Annotated in this window: 15 protein-coding genes; 9 read left to right on the forward strand and 6 right to left on the reverse strand. The window is 67.3% G+C overall.

Translation table 11 applies throughout. The features are described from left to right. Positions 1 to 28 precede the first annotated feature (28 nt). From ACTHQV_RS17050 to ACTHQV_RS17070, 5 genes are read left to right on the forward strand one after another with little or no spacing between them, the layout of a single operon-like run. Positions 29 to 1,822, forward strand: coding sequence for a type I secretion system permease/ATPase (locus ACTHQV_RS17050; protein ID WP_440491938.1), 1,794 nt, complete (start codon positions 29 to 31; stop codon positions 1,820 to 1,822). A gap of 14 nt (positions 1,823 to 1,836) precedes the next feature. Then, a complete protein-coding gene (locus ACTHQV_RS17055; RefSeq protein ID WP_440491939.1) occupies positions 1,837 to 3,195 on the forward strand; it encodes an HlyD family type I secretion periplasmic adaptor subunit in 1,359 nt (452 codons plus the stop codon). Positions 3,196 to 3,254: 59 nt separating this feature from the next. Beyond that, the gene (locus ACTHQV_RS17060; RefSeq protein WP_440491940.1) at positions 3,255 to 4,799 is read left to right on the forward strand and encodes a TolC family protein; all 1,545 of its coding nucleotides are present in this window, start codon (positions 3,255 to 3,257) and stop codon (positions 4,797 to 4,799) included. A gap of 39 nt (positions 4,800 to 4,838) precedes the next feature. After that, positions 4,839 to 6,308, forward strand: a complete 1,470-nt coding sequence (locus tag ACTHQV_RS17065; RefSeq protein WP_440491941.1) for a hypothetical protein — start codon at positions 4,839 to 4,841, stop codon at positions 6,306 to 6,308. Between the two features lie 28 nt (positions 6,309 to 6,336). Beyond that, complete coding sequence (locus ACTHQV_RS17070) at positions 6,337 to 9,987, forward strand: glycoside hydrolase family 99-like domain-containing protein (RefSeq protein ID WP_440491942.1); 3,651 nt, start codon at positions 6,337 to 6,339, stop codon at positions 9,985 to 9,987. Positions 9,988 to 10,098: 111 nt separating this feature from the next. Here ACTHQV_RS17070 and ACTHQV_RS17075 read toward each other — a convergent pair whose 3' ends face one another. Continuing rightward, positions 10,099 to 11,037 (reverse strand): hypothetical protein, encoded by a 939-nt coding sequence (locus tag ACTHQV_RS17075; RefSeq protein WP_440491943.1) that lies wholly within the window; start codon positions 11,035 to 11,037, stop codon positions 10,099 to 10,101. Between the two features lie 77 nt (positions 11,038 to 11,114). On the opposite strand from ACTHQV_RS17075, the gene ACTHQV_RS17080 reads away from it, so the two are divergent. The 4 genes from ACTHQV_RS17080 (at position 11,115) to ACTHQV_RS17095 (ending at position 15,314) form a co-directional block, all read left to right on the forward strand. Further along, the gene (locus ACTHQV_RS17080) at positions 11,115 to 12,005 is read left to right on the forward strand and encodes a hypothetical protein (protein ID WP_440491944.1); all 891 of its coding nucleotides are present in this window, start codon (positions 11,115 to 11,117) and stop codon (positions 12,003 to 12,005) included. Further along, entirely contained in the window at positions 11,998 to 12,654 is a 657-nt protein-coding gene (locus ACTHQV_RS17085) for a hypothetical protein (RefSeq protein ID WP_440491945.1), read from the forward strand. Before ACTHQV_RS17080 ends, ACTHQV_RS17085 begins: the two co-directional genes overlap by 8 nt. 129 nt (positions 12,655 to 12,783) lie before the next feature. After that, on the forward strand, positions 12,784 to 13,998 hold the full coding sequence (locus tag ACTHQV_RS17090; RefSeq protein ID WP_440491946.1) for a glycosyltransferase family 2 protein: 1,215 nt from the start codon (positions 12,784 to 12,786) through the stop codon (positions 13,996 to 13,998). An 11-nt stretch (positions 13,999 to 14,009) separates the two neighbouring features. Beyond that, a complete protein-coding gene (locus ACTHQV_RS17095; RefSeq protein ID WP_440491947.1) occupies positions 14,010 to 15,314 on the forward strand; it encodes a hypothetical protein in 1,305 nt (434 codons plus the stop codon). Between the two features lie 110 nt (positions 15,315 to 15,424). Here ACTHQV_RS17095 and ACTHQV_RS17100 read toward each other — a convergent pair whose 3' ends face one another. The 5 genes from ACTHQV_RS17100 to rfbD form a co-directional block, all read right to left on the reverse strand. Then, complete coding sequence (locus tag ACTHQV_RS17100; RefSeq protein ID WP_440491948.1) at positions 15,425 to 16,717, reverse strand: glycosyltransferase family 4 protein; 1,293 nt, start codon at positions 16,715 to 16,717, stop codon at positions 15,425 to 15,427. Then, positions 16,714 to 19,200, reverse strand: coding sequence for a glycosyltransferase (locus tag ACTHQV_RS17105; RefSeq protein ID WP_440491949.1), 2,487 nt, complete (start codon positions 19,198 to 19,200; stop codon positions 16,714 to 16,716). Before ACTHQV_RS17105 ends, ACTHQV_RS17100 begins: the two co-directional genes overlap by 4 nt. 81 nt (positions 19,201 to 19,281) lie before the next feature. Further along, positions 19,282 to 20,151 (reverse strand): glycosyltransferase family 2 protein, encoded by an 870-nt coding sequence (locus tag ACTHQV_RS17110; RefSeq protein ID WP_440491950.1) that lies wholly within the window; start codon positions 20,149 to 20,151, stop codon positions 19,282 to 19,284. Between the two features lie 90 nt (positions 20,152 to 20,241). Beyond that, positions 20,242 to 21,111 carry a glucose-1-phosphate thymidylyltransferase RfbA gene (gene rfbA / locus ACTHQV_RS17115; protein ID WP_440491951.1) on the reverse strand — a complete coding sequence of 290 codons (870 nt, stop codon included), beginning with the start codon at positions 21,109 to 21,111 and terminating at the stop codon, positions 20,242 to 20,244. Beyond that, the gene (gene rfbD / locus ACTHQV_RS17120; protein ID WP_440491952.1) at positions 21,108 to 21,995 is read right to left on the reverse strand and encodes a dTDP-4-dehydrorhamnose reductase; all 888 of its coding nucleotides are present in this window, start codon (positions 21,993 to 21,995) and stop codon (positions 21,108 to 21,110) included. The genes rfbA and rfbD overlap by 4 nt, the downstream gene beginning before the upstream one ends. Between the last annotated feature and the right edge of the window lie 12 nt (positions 21,996 to 22,007).

Raw genomic sequence — 22,007 nt, forward strand, 5'->3', positions numbered from 1 at the left:
GCCCGAACAACGGGCAGGGCGCAAGTGAATGGCCACGGACGGACAGGGCAGTAGCGGACCGATCCGCGCGGCGGACAAGCCGGTGGCGCGGCTGCTCAAGGCATGCCGCCACTCCTTCTACCTCGTCTTCTTTTTCACCGCGATCACCGAATGCCTCGCGGTCGCGCCGATGCTGTACATGATGAGCGCCTATGACCGCGTCATCAGCACGCGCAGCGGGGTCACGCTCGTGTCGCTGACGCTGCTGATCGTCGGCGTCTATCTGTTCTGGTCGGCGCTCGAATGGATGCGCACCCGGTTGCTGATCCGTATCTCGCTGCGCACCGACTGGGATCTGGCGGCCGACGTGTTCGACGCCTCGTTCCGCCGCTCGGTCGGGCGGCGCGGGGTCAATGTCCAGCAGCTGATGGGCGACGTCGTGTCGTTCCGCCAGTTCATGACCGGCGAACCGATCCTCGCGCTGATGAGCGCGCCGTTCGCGATCGTGTTCATCGTCGTCGGTGCGTTGTTCCATCCGTGGCTGGCGGCGTTCATCGCGACCGCCGTCGTGCTGATGTTGGTATCGGCATGGTTCACGCAGAAGATTTCCTCGCCGATCCTGAAGGCCGCCAACGACGAGAATACGGAATCGCAGGCGGTCGCCGCCGACGGCCTGGCGCAGGCCGATGCGACGCTGGCGCTCGGCATGCTGCCGGCGGTGCGGCGGCGGTGGCATGACAAGCATCGGCAGTTCTTGCAGATGTCCGTCAACGCGTCGGAGGCCAGCGGCATCGCCGGCGGCCTGTCGAAATTCCTGAACAAGGCGCTGCCCTCGCTCCAGATCGCGCTGGGCGCATGGCTGGCGATCAATGGCGAGATCACCGGCGGCATGGTGATCGCGGCGTCGATGCTGATCTCGCGCGCGGTCTCGCCGCTTCAGCGGCTGATGGGCAACTGGGCGCAGATCGTCCAGGCACGCGCCGCCTATGACCGGTTGAACATCCTCCTGACCGAAGAGGCGAAGAGCGCGGGCCGCATGGCGCTGCCCGCGCCCACCGGCCGGCTCGACGTGGTCGGTGCCGCCGCGGCTCCGCCGGGCGCGAGCAAGCCGGTGGTCACCGACGTCAGCTTCACCATCCGCCCGGGCGAGGCGGTCGCCATCATCGGTCCGTCGGGATCGGGCAAGACGTCGCTCACCCGGCTGCTGGTCGGGGTGTGGAAGCCTGCCGCCGGATCGGTCCGTTTGGACGGCGTCGAACTGAACGAATGGAACCATGACGAGGTCGGCCCCCATATCGGCTTCGTCCCCCAGGAGATCCGCTTCCCCGAAGGCACCGTCGCCGAGAATATCGCGCGTCTGGGCGAGGTGGACAGCGAGAAGGTGATCGCCGCCGCGCGCCTGGTCGACATGCATGAAACCATCCTCGCCTTCCCCGACGGCTACGACACCTTCCTCGGCAAGACCGGGTTCCAGTTGTCGGGCGGGCAGCGCCAGCGCCTCGCCATCGCCCGCGCCTTCTATGGCGACCCGGCCTATGTCGTGATGGACGAGCCGAACGCGAACCTCGACGAAGTGGGCGAGACCGCGCTGCTCAAGGCGATCACCGCCATGAAGGCGCGCGGTACCAGCTTCGCGATCACCACCCACCGCCCGCGCCTGATGAGCGTGGTCGATAACCTGCTGGTGCTGCGCCAGGGGCGGCAGGTCGGCTTCGGCCCGGCGGCCGAGATGATCGCCGCGGTACGCACCGTGCGCAACGGCGCAGCCGACGACACCAAGACTGCCCCCAAGCCTGCCCCCCAGCCTGTCGTGGTCGCCCCGATCACGCCGCAGGCCGCCTGAAGGAAACGGACGACATGGCAACGGTAACCGAAGCGGGGGGCTGGGCCGCCCGGTTGAAGCGCAGCTGGAACCCCTATGACCCCGCCCGGCTCGCCGAGCGCGGGCTGGAACCGGTCGCGGTCGAGGAATCGACCGTGCGCAAGCGCGGGACGTGGCTGATCGTAACGGCGGTCGGCGCGTTCTTCGTCTGGTCGATCACCGCGCCGATCGATGCGGGATCGAACATGGTCGGGACCGTGACGGTCGCGGGCTATCGCAAGGCGGTGCAGCATCCGACCGGCGGCGTCGTGCAGAAGGTGCTGGTCAGCGAAGGCGAACAGGTGCGCCAGGGACAGGTGCTGCTGCGCATCAACCCGCTGGAGACCGAGGCGACGCTGACCAACCTGCGCCAGGAATATATCAACACGCTGGTCAGCGTCAGCCGCGCCAAGGCCGAGCTGCTGGGCCGCGCCATCGTCTGGGACCCCGAACTGGCCGCGCTGGAGCGCGAAAGCCCGAACGAGGTGGCCGAGGCTAAGATGCTGCAACAGCGTTTCTTCGCCACCCGTCGCCAGCAATATGCCGAACAGGCACGCGGCCTGAGCGCGCAGATCGCCGGCCTGTCGGGCGCGGTCGCGTCGCACCGGGTACAGCTGGGCACGCTGTCGGAGGAACTGCGCAGCGTCGAGACGCTGGCCAAGGACGGTTTCGTGCCCAAGGCGCAGTACAACACCACCCTGCGCAACAAGGTCGATCAGGAAGCCGCGCTCCAGACCGCGCAGGCCGATGTCGGCAAGATCCGTGCGCAGATGGCCGAGACCCAGTCGCAGTTCCAGAGCGAGGTCGCCAAGGAACTGACCGAGTTCCAGAAGAACCGCGAGGCGCTGGCCACCAAGCTGTCGGCAGCGCGCTTCAACCAGTCGCTGAGCGAGATCCGCGCGCCCGTCGCCGGCACGATCGTCAACCTGAAGGTCTTTACCGAAGGCGGTGTCATCAACGGCGGCGAGGTGCTGATGGAAGTCGTGCCGTCCAACGGCGCGCTGATCGTCGAGACCAAGGTACCGCCCGCCGCGATCGACAAGGTCCATGTCGGCATGCCCGCCGATGTCCGCTTCACCTCGTTCAACGCCGCCATCACCCCGGTCGTGTCCGGCACGGTGAAGTCGGTCGGCGTCGACAAGCTGAAGGCGAAGCCCGGCGAGGAAGTGCGCCAGGAAGAGGATTATTATCTCGCCCAGGTCGAGATCGGACCGGAAGCACTGAAGGAGCTCGGCGACAACCAGCTGCGCCCCGGCATGCCCGCCGACGTGATCGCCAAGCGTGGCGAGCGCACCTTCATGTCGTGGCTGCTCAAGCCGCTGGCCGACAAGTTCGCGCGCGCCTTCAAGGACTGATTTTCATGTCATCGCATCGCCTGCCGGCGGCCGCCCTCGCATCGGCCATCGCATTAACCATGAATGCCGCCGCTGCCCCTGCCGCGCCACGCGCGCAGACCGGGGTCAGCGTGCCGCCGGTGCCGATGAGCAGCGCCGCCGGACAGGGCAGCACCGCGACGTCGGGCGGCACCGCGCCGCCGCCGGTGACGATCGATCAGGTGCCGTCCAGCCCGGCGCTGCCGCAGCCCGCTTTGGGCGGACGCGTCACCAGTTTCCCGCTGCCCCCCGCGACCTCGCCTGTGCCCGACGTGCCGGCCGTGCCGCAGCGTCCGCTGTCGGGCCCGCAGGTACCGCTCGGCAACACGCCCGAGGCGGTCGGACCGGTCGACCAGCAGGTGCAGGGTCCGCCCGCACCCGGCGAACGGCGGGTACGCGCGCCGGGCGAGATCGACCTCGTTTCCGCCTATTCGCTCGGTCGCGAGAACGATCCGACCTTTCAGGCGGCGATCGCCGAGCGCGACGTGAACCGCGAAACGGCGGGGCAGACGATCACCGCCTATCTTCCGCAGGCCAGCTACACCTACAACAACATCCCGACCGAAGGCGGCGCCCGCCATGTCGCCACGGTGACGCAGCCGATCGTCAGCATGTCGGGCCTCGCCACGCTGAAGCAGCGTCGACCGCGCCGCGCCTATGCCGATGCCACGCTGGAGGTACGCGCGCAGGATCTGGCGACGCGCACGATGACCGCCGTCGCCGACATCATCAAGGCGACTGAGGCGATCGCTCTCAACGACGCGCGCATCTCCGCCTTCAGCACCCAGTCGCAACGCGCGAGCCGGCTGTACAAGGCGGGACAGGGCACCGTCACCGACGCCCGCGATATCGAGGTGCGCTACGAACAGGCGCTGGCTAACCGCATCCTGCTGAACAGCGATCTGGTGGCGGCGTCGACGCGGCTCCGCTCGATCACTGGGCAGCCGGTGCCGACCGGTGCGTTCCGCCTGCCCGAACGCTTCGGTCCGGTCGTGCTCAATCCGGTCGATGCGTATCTCGGCAAGCAGGAAACCGCCAATCCGCAGATCGAGGCCGCGCGCCAGACCGAACGGATCAACCAGCTCGAGGCGCGCCGGGTGCGCGGATCGATCTTTCCGGTGCTGGGCGCCAGCGCGACCTATACCCGGCGCAACGGGCTGACCGACAGCTATGTCGGCCTGTCGCTGTCGGCGCCGCTCAACGCCGCATCGATCTTTCAGGTAGGCGCCGCCAATGCGACGGTGCGCCGGTCGTACGAGGAACGGCGGCAGGTCGAGGAACGCGCCCGCACCGAACTCGAACGGCTCCACGCGCTGGTCGATGGCGGGCGGCAGGCATTGGCGATCAATGCCAAGGCGATCCAGGCGGCCGAACTGTCGGTAGAGGCCAACAGCCGCAGCTATGAAGGCGGGGTGCGCACCAATGTCGACGTCGTCAATGCGATCCAGACGGTGTTCGAGGTGAAGAATTCGTACGTGCAGGCCGCGACGACGCTCGCCACCAACTATCTGAACCTTCAGCTGCTGGCCGGGGTGGCACCTGAGGATGCGATGGCGGCGACCCAAGCCTTTCTGCTGGGGAACTGACCATTGCCGGGCGTCGCGTACGCGGGCAGGACGGCGGCGATGGACCCGATCGACACGTTGCTGACCGATGCACAGGCCCGCCGCGACGCGGGCGACTGGCCGGCGGCAGTGGCGCTGTTCGCGCAAGCCGCCGAGGCGCGCCCGGAAGATGCGGCGATCTGGCAGAATCTGGCGCTGGCGCGCTATGCCGCGGGCGAACGGCGCGGGGCGGCCGATGCCGCCGCGCGTGCGGTCGCGATCCAGCCTGCTTTGTGGCAGGCGCGCGCGCTGCTCGCCCGGGTCGCGCGCGACGGCGGACAGCCGGTCGCGGCCGAACGGCAGTGGCGGGCGGTACTGGCCCACGATCCGGCAAGCGCCCCGGCGCTGATGGCATTGGCCGACCTTAACCTCAACGTCTTCGGCGATGCCGCGCAGGCGGCGGCGCTGGCGGGGCGGGTCGCGCACCTGTCCGAATGGGTGAGCGATGCCGAACTGACGCGGCTGATGGCCGCGCTCTATACCGGGGCGCTGGCGCCGGCGGCCTTGACCGAAGGACTACGGACCTTTGCGCGCACCCGGTTGCAGCGGCCGGCGGCACCGGCCCGGGTACTGCGCAGCGGGCGGCGGCGGGTCGGGCTGATCTCGCCGCTATTCTGCGCCTCGCCGGTCTATTTCCTGACCTTTTCCACCTGGGCGGCGCTGGCAGCGACGCATGATCTGGTGATTTTTCAGCGCGGGACGCGCGACGACGCCGCGACCGCACAATTCCGCGAGCTGGCGGGCGAATGGCACGACGTCGCCCATCTGACGCCCGAGGCGCTGACCGATCGTCTGGTCGCCGCCGAACTGGACGTGGTGTTCGACCTGGGCGGGTGGAGCGATGTCGCCGCGCTGTCGGCATTGTCGGCCCGGCCGGCGGCGCGCGCCTATACCTGGATCGGCGGGCAATCGGCCACCACAGGGCTGGACGCGTTCGACGGGTGGATCGGCGACAAATGGCAATCGCCTGCGACTTCGCGCGCTCTCTATGCCGAACCGCTGGTCGAGATCGATCGCGGCTATTGCGACTATACCCCGCCCGCCGCCATTGCCACCTTGCGCGACTTGCCCAAGACCGGGGTCGCGCTGGTCGGCAATCCGGTGAAGGTGACCGACGCGTTGCGCCCGCTCTGGCCCGAAGGCGTGCGGGAGGTGACGCTGATCGACCGTCGCTATGCCTATGGCGCGACGCTGGAGCGGGTGCGCCGCGTCCTCGAACCGATCGGCGTGTCGATCGCGGCGGTCGTCACCCCCGATGGCCATGATGCCTATCTGGCGGCGGTCGCTCGGCACCGTGCGATCGTCAACACCGCGCCCTATGCCGCCGGGCTGACCGCCGTAGAGGCCTATCATCTGGGTGTACGCGTGATCGGGCCACCATCGGGCGGGTCGTTGTTCGCGCAGCGCCATCTGCTGTCCCATGCGCGCACCCGTGGCCGCAATCCGACGCTGGCGCGTCAGATCGCGGCGCTGATCGCGCAACCCGCCTGACCCCTTTCCTCTCGCTCGGCGCATCCGGATGACCCCGCTCCAACGCAAGTTCCACCGTCTGATCCGCGCCACGCGCACCTTCGATGCCGGCTTCTATGCCCGGAACAATCCCGATCTGGCCGGCGAAGAGGATCTGCTGGCGCACTACATCGTGCAGGGCGAGGCGGAGAACCGCGCGCCGTCGCCCTATTTCGATCCGGTCTGGTATCGCGGACAGCTGCGCCGCGTGCCGGAGGGGCATTGCCTGCTGGCCCACTATCTGACGGTCGGCGATGGCGATGGCTATCAGCCGATGATCGGGCTCGACCCCGCCTTCGTCCGCGCGCGGGCCGGTCGCCGGGACGAACCCGCGCTGGTCGGCTATGTGCGCGCGGTGGAGGCGGGACGTCCGATCGATCCCAACCGCTTCTTCGCCGCCAAATGGTATGGCGAACATAACCCAGACGTGGTCGCGGCCGGGGTCGATCCCTATTGGCACTGGGTGCATGTCGGCGCCGATGAAGGGCGGCTGCCGTCGGCCGACTTCAACTGGTTCGCGCTGCGCGAACGCTATCACCTGTCGGGTAGCAATGCGGAGGCGTTTCGCGCGCTGATGGCGCGCTGGCGACTGCTGGGCGGGGGTGAGGACGATACCGGTACCGACCGCACGTCGGCGGCGGAGCGGATGCAGGAGGAGGTGCGCGCCAACCATCGCCCCTCGCCGCTCTACGAACATCATGCCGCGCCACCGGTCGCGGGCACGCGGCGCGCCTGCGACGTCTATGCCTTCTACCTGACCCAATATCACCGTGTCGCCGAAAACGATGCGTGGTGGGGGGAGGGCTTTACCGAATGGCATAATGTCGTGCGCGGGACGCCCCGCTTTTCGGGTCATTATCAGCCGCGTGTGCCTTCGGCGCTGGGCTTTTACGACCTCGAAGACCCACGCGTCATGCCGCGGCAGGTGGCGCTGGCGCGGCAGGCCGGGCTCGCCGGGTTCGCCTTTTATTACTATCATTTTGGCGACCAGCGGCTGCTCGAGCGCCCGCTCGACCGGTTCGTGTCCGACCCGTCGCTCGATGCTGGCTTCTTCCTGATCTGGGCGAACGAGACTTGGTCGCGCCGCTGGGACGGGTCCGAGGCCGAGATTCTTCTTGAACAACGTTATCCCGACACGCTGCCGGACGAAGTCGCCGCCGATCTGGTGCGCTATGCCGCCGACCCGCGCTATCGCCGGATCGGGGGGCGGCCGCTGTTCGTGATCTACCGCGTCGGGCATCTGCCCGATCCGATCGTCTGGATCGCGCGGTTCCGCGATGCCTGTCGGATGCTGGGCGAGGACCCGGTGATCTGGATGGCGCAGACGTTCGAGGATCTCGACCCGCGCGTCTACGACCTCGACGGGGCGATGGAGTTCCCGCCGCACAAGCACAGCCGCGAACTGCCGCTGGCGATGCCGCAGCGGCCGTTCGGCAGCAATCCGGCGCTCAAGGTCTGGGATTACGACCGTTTCGTCGCGGCGGCGCTGGCCGATCTGGCCGAACCGACCCCCTATCCGCTGGTCCGCGCCTGCTTTCCGTCATGGGACAATGATAGCCGTCGGCAGGGCGCGTCCTCGGTCATCCACGGATCGACGCCCGCGCTGTTCCGCCAGTGGCTCGAACCGCTGGTAGAGGCGGCGGAGGCGGACAGCGACGATCCGATCGTCTGCATCAACGCTTGGAACGAATGGGGCGAGGGCGCCTATCTCGAACCCGATCGCCATTTCGGCTATGCCTATTTGAATACCGTGCAGGCGGTGATGCACCCGCAGGAGGATGCCGGCGGGCTGAAGATCGTGCTGGTCGGGCACGACGCCTTTCCGGCCGGTGCGCAGCGGTTGCTGCTGCATCTCGGTCGCACCCTGACCGCCGATCTGGGGGCCAGCGTCCGCTTCGTCCTGCTGCGTGGCGATGCCGGCTATGACGGGCTGTTGTCGGAATATCAGGCAGTCGCGCCGACCATCGTGTGCAACACGCACCGCCCGGTCGATCGCGTCGCGGCCGAGCTGGTGCGCGACGGGTTCGGCGCGGCGATCGTCAATAGCGGTGCGTCGGCGTCGGCGCTCAAGCCGCTCGCGGAGGCGGGGCTGAAGGTCCTGTCGCTGATCCACGAACTGCCCGCCATGGCCGATACGCTGGGCTTCGCGCCCGATCTGCGCGCGGCGGCGGGGGCGGTGCGCGGTTTCGTCGCCTCCACCCGATCGGTCGCGCGGGTGATCGAGGAAGCGGGCGTGCCCGCCGACGCGATCACCCTGTTGCCGCAGGGCCAGTATCGCCGCGTCGCACGGGCCGATCGCGCTGCCGCGCGCCGCGCGCTGCTCGGCCGCGACGATGACCGCGCGGTGGCCGTCGGGCTGGGCTATGGCGACCGGCGCAAAGGGATCGATCTGTTCGTCGCCGCCGCCGAAGCCGCCTGCGCCGCGGATGAGGCGATGCTGTTCGTGTGGCAGGGCGATTGGGACGGTGCGACCGCACAGGCGCTGGCCGACCGTGTCGAGCCGCTGGTTGCGGCAGGATGGCTGCTCCATCTGCCCGACAGTCCCGAGATCGAGACGCTGATGGCGGCGGCCGACCTGTTCCTGCTGTCGTCGCGCGAGGACCCGCTGCCCTCCGCCGCGATCGAGGCATGGTCATGCGGGCTGCCGGTGGTGGCACTGGCCGATGCCGGCGGAATCAGCGACCTGATCGCCGAGCATGCCGATCTAGGCGCGCTGGCGGGGGGCGAGGACGTCGCATCGCTGACGGAGGCGGTATACGCCGGGCTGGCGCTGGGCCGGTCGGAAGCGCGAGCGACATGGGCGGCGGAGCGGTTCGACTGGCCGGGTTATGTCCGCGCATTGCTCGGGCTGGTGCTTGCTCCCCCGGCGGTCGAGGTGGCGATCATCGGCCACAACCATGGCCGCTTCGTTGCGTCGCGCTGTACCAGTATCGCACAGCAGACGCTGCCACCGATGCGCGTCACCTATCACGATATCGCCTCGACCGACGGCAGTGCGGCGGCGGCACGGCACGAGGCGGCACGGCTTGGCTTCGACTTCCGCGCCGATCCGGCCAATGGCGGTCATCTGCCTACGACATGGCAGCAAATCGTCGGCGAGAGCGATGCCGAATTCCTGCATCTGGCTGAAGGCGACGACTGGATCGCGCCCGATATGCTCGAACGCTGCGTCGCCGCGTTGCAGGCCGCGCCCGACGCCGCCTATGCCTTTACCGCGGTCGAATGGATCGATGGCGGCGACCAGGTGATAGCCGACCATTCGCCCTATCCGGCATCGGTGATCGGCACTGCCGTCCATGACGGCGCGATCGATGCGGCGACGCTGCGGGCATCGGGGATGCGTGTCCGCAACCCGGTGCTGTCGGTCAGTTCGGTCGTGTGGCGCCGTTCAGTGCTGGCCGAGTTGCTGGAGCGCGAGCGTGCGGCGTTGGCCACGCTGGACTTCGCGTTCGACTGGCTGCTGTACCTGCGCGCGGCGGCGGCGGGGCATGGCGCGGTGTTCGTGCCCGAACCGCTCTGCCGCCACCGCCAGCACGCCGCATCCTTTGCCGAACGCAGCGATGCCGGACGCCACCACGCCGAGATCGCCCGTGTCCACGCACTCGACCCCTACCCCGAACGCGCAGCAGAACGCGCGGCCTATCTGGCGTCGATCGAGTAATAGGGGTGGACGGCAGATTCATAACAGGCGGTCTAGCGCCGCCCGCCCGGCGCGCCGGGTTCTCGACAAGCTAGAACCTGCGCTCGAAGCGAACGGGATGGGAGGCGGCAGCTACCGTCCGAGCAACCGCCCTACCCAGCTTCGCCGTGGCGACGCGGCGACCTCCGGCCCGGGTTCCGACACGACCGGCGGCGCGACCGGTTCGGGCGGGGGCGGGGCGTCGACCCGTACCCGGCCACTGGCGACCGCCAGCGCGATATCGTCGAGCGACAATTCGTCCAGCTCGGCCAGCGACGGCATGGCCGGGCGCTGGCGCGGCGGCAGTTCGGTCACGACCGCGATCGCCGGCACGGGTGCGGGCGCTGCCGCCGGCGCGGGTGGGGCGACCGTCTCGGGCGGCGCCGGCGCCGCGACCGGTGGTCCCTCAATCGTCAGTGGGCTGCCGGGCATGGCCGAACCGTCGGGCAGGGTGATCGTCACCCGGTTCGAACCCGGCATCAACCGGTCCTCGAGGAACAAGTGCCATCCCCCGGCGCCGCGCGACATGCCCTTGGCCGCCAGGTCGGCACGCGTCCCCTCCGACCGCACGGCCACCGGATCGTCATCGCCGATCGTGATCGTCACCTCGCACGGATCGCCGGTCGCGGTCAGCGCCCAGCCCGACAACAGCCGGGCATTGGCGCTGTCGATCGCGCCCAGATGGCGGGGCGCGGCGGCCGGGGCGGGCGTCCACGTCACCATACGCGGGCTGCCGGACAGTGGCGTGCCGTCGGGCAGGGTGATGTCGACACGGTTCTCGCCCGGCGCCAGCGCGTCGGCCAGTTCGATCCGCCATCCGCCGGCACCGCGCGACTGGCCTTTCTTGGCAAGATCGGGACGCGGCAGCTCGGATGCGGCGGTGAAGCTGCGGCCGTTGACGGTGGCCGTGACTTCACACGGATCGCCTTGCCGCGTGATCGCCCAACCGCTCAGCCGTCCTTGCCGATCGTCGTCGACCGCCCCCAGATAGCCGATCGTCGGCGTTGGTGACGGTTTGTCAATCAGTTCCATGGTTAACGTCCCTCGACCGGGCAGGTGGTCTGCATATCGCCGCACCCTACCGCTCGGAGGTCACGAGGTGGTTAACGATGCCGGACGTTCGCGATCAGGGGATGCAGGAGGCGCCGCGCATCTTCCAGATCCATTATGAGGATTGGCATCGCAGCGTGTGCGATCCGCGCTTCATCCCGCTCGACAATCGGGGACCGGCGACCGAATATCTCGAATTCGACCTGTTCGAACGGCTGTCGATCTCGCCGCATGTGCAGGGCGCGGCGTTATGGGGCGCGTTGTCGTGGCGCTTTACCGAAAAGACCGGGCTGGACGGGGGCGAGTTGTTCGACCTGATCGCAGCCAATCCCGGCCACGACGTTTATTTCTGCAACCCGCATCCGCAGCATGAGGGTATCTACCACAATCTGTGGGTACAGGGCGAAACCGCGCATCCGCGTTTCGTGGAGCTGTCGCGTGCCTTTCTGGTCGCGGCGGGGCTACCGGGGGAGACGGTGGATGCGATCGAGCCGTCGGCGCATTATTCCACCGCCAATTATTTCGTCGGCACGCCGGCCTTCTGGTCGGCCTATCTGCCGTTCGTGCGTGGGGCGATCCGCCGCGCCGACGCCAATCTGTCGGCCGAGGATAAGGCCGCGCTGCACAGCACCGCCGCCGACGATCGCATGGTGCACAAGGGCTGCACCTATATGCCCTTCATCGTCGAGCGGCTGTTCCCGCTGTTCCTGCGTACCGCCGGCGCGCATCTGTCGGGGTTCAAACTGCCGCTACCGATCCCCGAGGACGAGCTGAACGTCCATCAGAAGCTGCTGCGCGAGATGAAGGATCAGGCCTGTCGCGACCGTTCGTCGTGGCTGGCGGCGTGCTGGGTCAATTATCGCAGCCTGTACCTCCAGCAGCAGCATGGCCGGGGATGGGCGCAGCGCTATCTGCGCCAAGTGACGCCGGGCGAGATCCGCTTTGCCTGACGACGCCGTTCCCGTCGCAGAGGTCGTGTTCGCCAGCGCCGAGGCGTTGCCGGCGCGGATCGGTCGCGACGACCGGCCGCTGGTGGTGATGCCGTATATTGACGCGGCGGCGGCGAAGCGATCGGCGGTGCAGCTGGCCCGCCGCGCGGGTACGCCGGTCAGCGTGGCCTGCGTCGCCGACGACCGGCGGCGCGGGTTCATCGCGGTCGCCAACGCCGCCTTTCGCCGCACGGCCGCGCCATTCGTCGCCTATGTCGCGCAGGATGCGTTCGCAGGGCGTGGATGGCTGGCGCATGGGGTGCGCGCACTGGAGGACGGGCAGGGCGGGCTGCTGGCGTTTCACGACGGCAAATGGGCGGGTGCGCTGGCCGCGTTCGGCATGGTCCGCACCGATTGGGCACGCGGCAACTATGCCGGCGACCTGTTCCATCCAGGCTATCGCAGCCATTATGCCGATACCGAGCTGACCGTGCTGGCGATGGCGACAGGCGCGCTGCGCCACGATCCGCAGGCGATGCTGGTCGAAGTCGACTGGGACAAGGAAGCCGGTGCCGTGTCGCCCGAGGACCGCGCACTCTATGCGGTGCGGGCCAGGGCGGGGTTCGACGGGCGGGTGGCGGATGCGCGGCTCACGGGGCTGTTCGGGTAGATTTTGGAATCATGTTGCGTGTATTGCGCAAGCGGACGTCGATTGGAATGAACGTCGGTCATGAACAGGGGGTTTCGAGGATGCGGGTGATGATCGCTGCTGTCGGATATAATCGCGCATCATGCATCGATGCTGGAACCTCATTCCGGCCCGGCAGAGACGCTACAGCGTCTCGGGCGCAGGCGAAGCGAGCCTGAGATGTCCCGACCGGACACCTATTTCTATCTGCTCGATCGGCCGGAACAACGACAATTCGGTCTGCTGGGCTATGATATCCGGCATGTTACCGAGCGGTTCGATGCGGGCATATATGCGCGCGCCCGGGGATTGTCCTTCGGAAGCGCGGACGAGGCATATGCCGACTGGGTCGCGGCCGGGCGCCGCCTCGGCCTTGCGTACAACGCTACCGGCAACACCACGCTCAAGATCATCCTGAAGGTCAAGGACGAGCCCGAACTCATCGACAAATGGGTCAACCATCATGCCGCTATCGTCGGGTACGAGAATATCGTCATTCTCGATTGCGGTTCGCAGGACCCGGAATATCTGGCGAAGATCGCACGCCACGCCCGTAAAATGATCGTTCTGTCATACCCGAACCATTATAATACGATCCATAATCCGCATGCGAATATCGATCTCTACAATCTGATCTGCGCAAATGCCCGCTATGTGACCATTCTCGACGCCGACGAGTTTCTGTTCGCTGCCGATGACGGCGTCCTGTCCGCGGACGCGGTCGTGCCGCTGCTGCAATGCTCCGACGAAGCCGTTTTCGCCGGGACATGGCTGAACGCGCAGACAGTCATTCCGGAGGTGGACGGCGCGCTGGATTGGTCCGTAGAAACCGAACTCGCCATAGGTCCAAGGGACCTTGCGCAGGGAACCGTCGCGGGCAAGGCGGTGATCGCGACATCGGTCGTGCAGCGCCTGTCGCATCTCGGGCATAATCTCCATGTTCCGGAAGTGGCCGGACAGATGGGGCAGGAATCCTTCGGAAAGATCTTCATCATCCATGCGCGCAACCTGGATCCGCGCATCGTCGAGAAACGCGCGATCAAGCATCTGCGTACGAAGGGCGTCCTGCCGGAGCAGCTGGTCGACCGGGGGGAGATCAGGGATTTCCTCGAACAGTACCGGCACGATACGGTGACGCTGGCATCCGATGCGAAGATCTATGTCACCTCGATCCTCAACCGGTTCACGCCGCCTGCGGCCCAGGCTGTCGAGCAGACCAGCCTGCTGGCGGGGGCAGGCAGCGAGGTCCTGCCGTTGCTGAACGCAAATCTCCGCCAGGTCGATTTCGCAGCGCTCGTGGCAGCGTGCACGTCGAAGGCATCGTAGGGAATGAATCGATGATCAGCGGTGCTATCGACGGTTTCGCCTGTCTGAACGGGCGCTATGCGCTGTCGGGCTGGGCGTATGAATTACGCGACGGCGAAAGATTTCCGGTCGACGCGTTTGAGGTGCAAGGCGTCGAGGCCGCCGAGATCGCACGCCACATCCGTTCCGACGTGCATGCGACGATCGATTTCGGGTTTCGCATCTTCTTTGACGAAGAGGCCGCCGCCCTGTCCATAGCCTTTGGAACCGCCAAGGCCGTTGCGACAGGGGTTGCCGGCGCAACGGACCTGCCGGTCTGGGACAAGCTGGTCGCCCAGGTCATCGCCGTGGTGATCGGCAATCGGTCCGCCGATTTCGATCCCCAGCAGCGCGCGCGGCTGATCGGGACGCTTCTCGACCCGGCCCGATCCGTCGCGCACACGGTCGATCGTGAAATCGTCGCGCTTCCCGTCGAAGTGGGGACGCTGGCGTTCGACCATTCGACCGTGGTCGGAAGGGACGGCTATCTGTTTCTCGACGGCGGATCGAACAATCTGGGTCGCCTATACCGGATGACCGATTGCTCCGATCTCGCGAACGCATGGGACGACCTGATCGATCGTCGGTCGAAAACGCTGCAATCCATGGGGTGCAGATATCTGCAGTGCATCGTTCCGGAGAAGCAGTCGATTCTCGGGCGGTTGCATCCCGACACTATGGCGGGTGCGACGCCGTTACTGGAAGCGATCAACAAAGCGCACGCCTGGGACGCTTTCTACCTCGATGTCTACCGGTTGTTTGACGACCTGTATCGGCAAAGGGGACTGTCGCCGTTCCGCAAGGTCGATACCCATCTCAACTTCTTCGGTGTCGAAGCGATGGCCAATGCGATCCTGCGTTGGGCAAAGCCGGGAGCGGACCCAATCGGTCGACCGGTTCTCGAGCCCCGGCTGTCGCCGGGCGACCTCGGCAACAAGTTCGCTATCGGGGAGATCGTGGAAACGGTTGAACATCCGCTTCCCGAATCCTGGCCATTCGCCCAACAACATACCACCCTGATCAACGCGCATACCCCCGAGGACGGTCATACAGGCACCATCCGGCACTGGACCAACGAACAAAGTCCGTCGGACCAGAAGATCATGATCTTCGGAAACTCGATCTTCGAGAGAGGCGAGGGTTCGCTCACGCTGTCATGGTGGATGGCGCGCATGTTCCGCGAGACCATCTTCGTCTGGTCCTCATCGATCGATCTCGACCTGATCGAAAAGATCGGACCGGATCTGGTGATATGCCAGACGGTCGAGCGTTTTATCGGCACCGTGCCGGGTAGATAAATCCCAATCGAAACGTCGCCCAAGCAAAGGCTGGGGCTTCCCGTCCCCTGCCGTCACCGGCCCTAGCCTGCGCTGGGATGGCGTCCGGTTCTACAGGGTTGGGTCAAACCCTAATTTCCATATATCGCCGTCATTCGGTCCGCCGTCTCCAATACCGTCGGCGGGGTCGCCATCGTCCCCCGCACCCCCGCCAGCAATCCCCGGTCCGCGGCCAAACGGCGCAGCAGCGCGGCAAGGCTGGCGCCGCTGCCGGCCTGGAAGTGGAAGCCGTCCACCCCGTCGCGGACCTTTTCGGCCATGCCGCCGATGTCCGAACACAGCACCGGCCGGCGATTGGCGAGGGCTTCCTGGATCACCAGCGGCGAATTTTCCCACCAGATCGAGGGTACCAGCACCGCATGGACCGACTGCATCAGCGTGTCGACGCGGCTGTTGTCGTACGGTCCCATGTATCGCAGATTGCGCGGCGCGGTGAGCAGACGTTCGCGCACCTCGCGCTGGAAATCCTCGGGCTGCGACGAATAGTCGCCATGCACCTCGATCCGGATATCGGCATCGTCGTCGCTGTCGAGCTGGGCTGCAGCGTCGAGCAGGACGTTGAACCCCTTCAGCCGCGAAATCTGGCCGAAAAAGCCGAAGGTGATGCCGCGGTCGAGCGGTGGATAGGGAAGCTGCCCGCGCCGGTCGGGATCGGGAATGCCGTTTTCAACGACGCTGATCCGCTCGCGCGGAATGCCCCAGGCGATATAGCGTTCGGCCAGAAATGCGCTGGGCGCCACGAACCGGTCGACCAGGCGGAAGAAGCGTTTGATGAACAGTTCGCGCAGGAAAAAGTCCTGCGGGCTGATGTCCGGGAAACAGCCATGGCATTCGCGCGGGCCCGATTTCTGGCAGAGCGCGAAGCTGCCGCGCTTCACCATCTGGCCGAAATGGTTGCAGATGGCGAGATATTCGTGGAGCGTCACGACGATCCGCGCCTCGGGCAGCGCCCGGCGGACGGTCAGCAGCATCTCCAGCCCGAAATTGGTATAATGGTGCATGTGCACCACGTCGGGCCGGATTTCGTGCAGCAGCGCCGTCAGTTCGGCCACCGTCTCGCCATCCGGGTTCGAATGGAGGAAATGATCGAACCCGCGCATCGTATAGACGAAATTGTCGGGGCCGAAGGGCTGGCCGAACACCACGCCGTCGCGGCGTTCGATCTTGCCCGGCGCGCACGACAGGAAGAAGGAGCGATAGCCCGACCGGCGGCACAGCTCCTCGTGCAGCTGGAACGCGGCGATCTCCGCCCCGCCCTTCGACACGCGCGGGTCCATGTGCGACATCACCAGCACGCGGGTTTCCGCCGCAGGTGCGCCGGGCGCCGCAATCGCCACGGCGGCGGATTTCATCGAACGGGTCATGCCAGCACCGTCAGTTCGTCTTCGACCGGAATATCGGCTAGCGCGGCATCCCAGCGTTCGGCAAAGGTGCAGGCGTTGACCAGCGTCAGATTCTGCCGCCATGCCTGTGCAGCGCTGCCCTGGCTCTGTCGTTCGAGGTGATAGAGGCGGACGCCGTCATGCACCGCGCAGCGCAGGCCGCGTGCGCGTACCTTCATGCAGAGATCGGCATCCTCGAAGTCGCCCACCACATAATCGGTGTCGAACCCGCCCAGTTCCTCGGCCAGCGTCCGCCGCATCAGCATCAGTGCGCCGGTCACCAGCGGCACGTCGCGCACGGTATCGCCCGTGGCCGGCAATCGACCTTTGCCGGGATGATAGGGAAAGGGCATGTTACCAAAGCTCGCCAGTCGCTGCACCGCCATGCCGCCATGCTGCAGCGTGCCGTCCTCGAACAATAATTGCGCACCGAGGATGCCGATGCCCGGATCGGCCTCCATCGCCGCCACCAACCGGTCGAGCCAGTCGGGGGTGATCGGCACGACGTCCGAATTGAGGAAGCAGACATAGTCGCCGGCACCGGCGGTCATGCCCGCGTTGCTGGCGCCCGCAAAACCCAGATTCTCGGGCGGCAGCACCAGGCGCGCCGGCATGGCGAAGCGGCGGTGGCAGGAGCGGGCGAGATCGAGGAACTCGGCCCTGCGTTCGGGCTGGTCGAGGACATAGACCAGCTCGTCGCGCGCCAGCCCCGCCTCCGACAGCAACGCCATCTGGTACATCATGAAATCGAGCCGGCCATAGAGCGGCACGACCACCGAACAGCGCGGGCGCGGCGGCAGCGTACCGAGCGCCATCACCGCCGGCTTGCCGCTAGCGGCGATCCGTTCGCGGTTGATGCCGACCACCGCCGGGCCCAGCACCTGCCCGCACATATGGCGGACATTGTCGGCGGTCACCGTCATCCCCGACAGCAGGCGGACGATGCCGCCGCGCCCGGCGCGCGTCGCGACCGGCAGCGGCTTGAACGCCACCGTGCCGTCGGTCAGCGTGATCTCGAGATAAAGGTGCGCCGGATCGTAGCCGGGGATCGCGGCATAGGCATGAAAGCCGAAGCCGGCATGGTCGAGGTCGAAACGCCGGCCCAGCGTGTCGCGAATGTCGGGGCGGTCGACGCTCAGCCAGCGTTCGCCGAGCGGCGCGGAGGCGAGCGCGCCCGAACGGACGCGGATCGTCGCGACCGATCGGGTCGGGTCGACCCGCCACCCGATCAGCATGACCCCGTCGGCCCCGCCACGGACGATCTCGTCCACTTCGACGAACACCGGGCGGTTCAGCGGGGTCAGCGTGTCGACGCCCTCATAGACCGGGCGCGATACCGCGTGGACGAGTGCGCTGTCGACTGCGTGCGGCAGATCGCGCACGATCGCGCGCACCGTCCGCACCGCTTCCAGATCGTTCAGCCGCTGCGTGGTCTCGGATATCTTGAGCGCCAGTCGCTGTCCGTCGTCGATCGCGAGGCGGATGCAGTCGCCCGTCTCGCCGACACCACCGGGCACGAAGGCGAGGATGCCCTGCCCGATCGCGGCCACGTCGGCGCGCGGATAGGTAAGCAGCAGCACCGGTTGCTCGGTCGCGCCGTCATGGTCGAGCTGCGCCTGGGTCGGCGACGTGCCGCCCGACGCGTCGTTGCGGATCCAGCCTCCGAACAGCCACCCGTTCAACCCGGCGGACCAGCCATGGAAATCGACGAACCCGTCCGGCACGCCGACCGGCTTGGCCGGGGGGCGGGGGGCGGGGCGCGCGGTCACGTGCAGCAACGCCGTGGCAAGGTCGTGGCCCTGCGCCGACAGGGTCACCGGTATGTCGCTGCCGATGCCGTGGTCGGCCGTCGCCAGCGCATCCAGTGCCACCCGGAAACCGAGGCAGCGCCCTTCGCGCGCGGCGGAAAAGGGCAGGTCGGTGCGGCGCGCATCGACGGCGACCGGGTATCGCCGATCGCCAATCCGCAGCTTCAGCGCCTGCGCCGCGCCGCTGCCATGCCATAGCGCCGGGTCAAATATCCAACCCGACACCGTGTCTCCATCGACCCGATCGAACGATGCCGTGGGGCGGAAGGCGCGGACGTTCGCGGCATGGCGCATGCTCGACCAGAGTTCGCGTTCGCCCGCCAGCAGCCGCACGCGCGGCAGCGTGCCGGCATGCGCGATGTCGATGCAGAAGGCACAGGCTCCGTCCGACACGCCCTCGGCCTTCAGGTCGGCGCGCGGGAACAGCCCGGCGACGGCGTGGTGTTCGGTGCCGATCTCGATCGCCAGCCCGGTATCGACCGGCTGCCCCCCGGCATCGGTCGCCCAACCGGTGACGACGAGGAAGCCATCGCCCGTCTCGATCGATTCCACCCGTCCGATGCAGCGTGCGGTCGCGGGCGGAGAAGCCGGCACGCCGATCGCCGGCTTATGGTCCGGCCGGATCGTACTGAGCCTCGACGGCTTGCTGCGTGCCACGTGTGTCTTGCCCCTTCGGCAGCGATGCGATGGGCCAGGGGGTAAACGGCGATGGTAAAGATTGCTTAAAGATAAACCAGATCAAGCGTTCAGCGCCTCGCGAAACCGCGGTTCGATCGCGACGCGCGGCCGGCCATAGCGGGCCAGCGGCACCGACCAGGGTTGCGCCGGGGTCGCACCGGGCGCGGCGTCCGCCACGAACGCCTGCAACGCGCGCGCGACCGGCCCGTCGGCCTGCGCGACCCCGGCCTCGGGATCGAACGGTAGCCCGCCGAAGTGGCTCACCACCCCGCGCATCCAGTCGTCGTCGTTGCGCTGGTGCCGGCCGGCGGCTTCGCTGGCCCAGGGCATCGCCCGGGTGATGGCGAGCCGCCGCAGCGCCTGATCGAGATCGGCGTGGCGCAGGTGGAACAGGTACAGGTCGTCGAAGCGCGGTGCCGCGTCGTGCGCATGCCAGCCCGGTGCCCAGGCGACCGCACGCCCGACCATGTTGGTCTTGCACATCGACGACGAAAAGATCGCGCTGCCGCGCTGACCCCCGATCCCGCGTGCGGAATCGAGCGGCGCTTCGCCTGCGGCGTGGACGATCTCCAGCCCGATCGAGGTGACCGCATCGGCGGTCATCCGTTCGGCATAATCGTTGAGGTCGCTGTAACGCGCCGGATCGGCGAGCAGTAGTTCGTCGGCGTCGACATAGGCGACGCGGCGATAATAGCGCAGCAGCCCGCGGGTCAGGTCGGCGACCAGCGCCAGTCGCTGGTCATTGTCCTGTGGAGAACGCGGCAGCGCGATCCGGCTCGCGCCGCCGAGCGCCTCGGTCGAACCGTCGTTCGACCCGTGATCGATGACGTAGCAATGCGCCAGCCCGACCTGCCGCGCATAATGCCGCAGCCAGATCGGCAGCTTCTCCGCCTCGTTATAGACCATGGTAATGATGGCGAGTGGCGGCACGAACAATTTCCGGGAGATGGGGAGCGCCGTCCTAGTCGGTCCGTCATGTTTTGTCACCGCCGGCGCGATCCGGCGGCCGGCGGGATCGGACTAGCGGCCGCCCACTGCGTTCAGGATCGCCCGGCCATAGGCGGTCTTCTTGAACCGCTCACCAGCTTCGCGCGCCTGCTCCGCGGAGATGAAACCCATCTCGAACGCGATTTCCTCGAGACACGCGACCTGCACACCCTGACGGTGTTGCAGGGTGCGCACGAATTCGCCCGCTTCCAGCAGGCTGTCATGGGTGCCGGTGTCGAGCCATGCATAGCCACGACCCATTTGCTCCACATACAGGTCCCCGGCTTCCAGATAGAGCCGGTTGAGGTCGGTGATCTCCAGCTCGCCACGCGCCGAGGGCTTCAGGTTCCGGGCGTATTCGACGACGCGGTTGTCGTAGAAATACAGGCCGGTCACCGCATGGTTCGACTTCGGTTGCGCGGGCTTTTCTTCCAGGCTGACCGCACGGCCGCCTTCGCCGAACTCGACCACGCCGTAGCGTTCCGGGTCCTCGACGCGGTAGCTGAACACCGTTGCGCCAGTCGGCCGGGCGACGGCGCTGGCGAGCAGGTCGGTCAGGTGTGCGCCGAAAAAGATATTGTCGCCCAGCACCAGCGCGACGTTATCGTCGCCGATGAAGTCCGCGCCGATGGTGAACGCCTGGGCGAGGCCATCGGGGCTGGGCTGTTCGGCATAGGACATGGTCAGGCCAAACGCTGATCCGTCGCCGAACAGACGCTGGTAATTGCCGAGGAACTCGGGCGACGAGATGATGAGGATGTCACGGATGCCCGCCAGCATCAGCACGCTCAGCGGATAATAGATCATCGGCTTGTCATAGACGGGCAGCAGCTGCTTGTTCACCGCCAGCGTCGCCGGGTGAAGCCGCGTGCCCGAGCCGCCGGCGAGGATGATGCCCTTCATGCTGCATGTCCGATCAGTTCGTCGAGAATGTCGCTGAGCGCCGCCTGCCAGCCACGCGGTTCGATGCCATAGGCGGCGCGGATGGCGTCGTGGCTCAGCAGCGAGTTGGCCGGGCGCTTCGCCGGGGTCGGATAGTCGCTGCTCGGGATCGGCGCGACCTCGGCCGATGCCCCGCCGCGTGCCGCCGATTGCGCGAAGATTTCGCGTGCGAAACCGGCCCAGCTGACCGCGCCGGCGTTGCTGAAATGGAAGGTGCCGGTCGGCGCATCAGCATCCTCGGTGAGGCGGATGGCAATGGTCAGCAGCGTGCTCGCTAGATCGGCGGCGCTGGTCGGGCTGCCGACCTGGTCGTCGACCACCGACAGCGTGGGCCGGGTGGCTGCGACGCGCAGCATCGTCTTCACGAAATTATGGCCGTGCGCCGACACGACCCATGCGGTGCGGATGATGGCATGACGCGCGCCGCTGGTGCGGACCGCGAGTTCGCCGCCGAGCTTCGACGCGCCATAGACGCCCAAGGGGGCGACGGGATCGGTCACCTCCCATGCGCCTTGCCGGTTGCCGGCGAAGACGTAATCGGTCGACACCTGCACCAGCGGAGTGCCGGCGGCCGCACAGGCTTGCGCGAAGGCGGCGGGGGCCAGCGCATTGACTTGCCACGCGCTGACGACGTCGCTTTCGGCCTTGTCGACCGCGGTATAGGCGGCACCGTTGATGACCGCCGCCCAGTCGCGCTCGGCGACCACGCGTGCGATCGCCGCCGGATCGGTCAGGTCGAGGGCGGCCCGGTCGAGCGCGACGACTTCATAGCCATCGGGGTAGGTAATGCGCGCCAGTTCGCGGCCCAATTGCCCATTGGCGCCGGTAACGAGAATCTGCTTCACAGCGCACCCGAC

The sequence above is a fragment of the Sphingomonas sp. SAFR-052 genome (assembly GCF_051965015.1).
GTDB lineage: Bacteria > Pseudomonadota > Alphaproteobacteria > Sphingomonadales > Sphingomonadaceae > Sphingomonas.

What these genes read in the sequence shown, in the direction of transcription:
- ACTHQV_RS17050 (WP_440491938.1), top strand. Translation starts at nt 29, where the DNA reads ATGGCCACGGACGGACAGGGCAGTAGCGGACCGATCCGCGCGGCGGAC.
- ACTHQV_RS17055 (WP_440491939.1), top strand. Translation starts at nt 1,837, where the DNA reads ATGGCAACGGTAACCGAAGCGGGGGGCTGGGCCGCCCGGTTGAAGCGC.
- ACTHQV_RS17060 (WP_440491940.1), top strand. Translation starts at nt 3,255, where the DNA reads ATGAATGCCGCCGCTGCCCCTGCCGCGCCACGCGCGCAGACCGGGGTC.
- ACTHQV_RS17065 (WP_440491941.1), top strand. Translation starts at nt 4,839, where the DNA reads ATGGACCCGATCGACACGTTGCTGACCGATGCACAGGCCCGCCGCGAC.
- ACTHQV_RS17070 (WP_440491942.1), top strand. Translation starts at nt 6,337, where the DNA reads ATGACCCCGCTCCAACGCAAGTTCCACCGTCTGATCCGCGCCACGCGC.
- ACTHQV_RS17075 (WP_440491943.1), bottom strand. Translation starts at nt 11,037, where the DNA reads ATGGAACTGATTGACAAACCGTCACCAACGCCGACGATCGGCTATCTG.
- ACTHQV_RS17080 (WP_440491944.1), top strand. Translation starts at nt 11,115, where the DNA reads ATGCCGGACGTTCGCGATCAGGGGATGCAGGAGGCGCCGCGCATCTTC.
- ACTHQV_RS17090 (WP_440491946.1), top strand. Translation starts at nt 12,784, where the DNA reads ATGCTGGAACCTCATTCCGGCCCGGCAGAGACGCTACAGCGTCTCGGG.
- ACTHQV_RS17095 (WP_440491947.1), top strand. Translation starts at nt 14,010, where the DNA reads ATGATCAGCGGTGCTATCGACGGTTTCGCCTGTCTGAACGGGCGCTAT.
- ACTHQV_RS17100 (WP_440491948.1), bottom strand. Translation starts at nt 16,717, where the DNA reads ATGACCCGTTCGATGAAATCCGCCGCCGTGGCGATTGCGGCGCCCGGC.
- rfbA (WP_440491951.1), bottom strand. Translation starts at nt 21,111, where the DNA reads ATGAAGGGCATCATCCTCGCCGGCGGCTCGGGCACGCGGCTTCACCCG.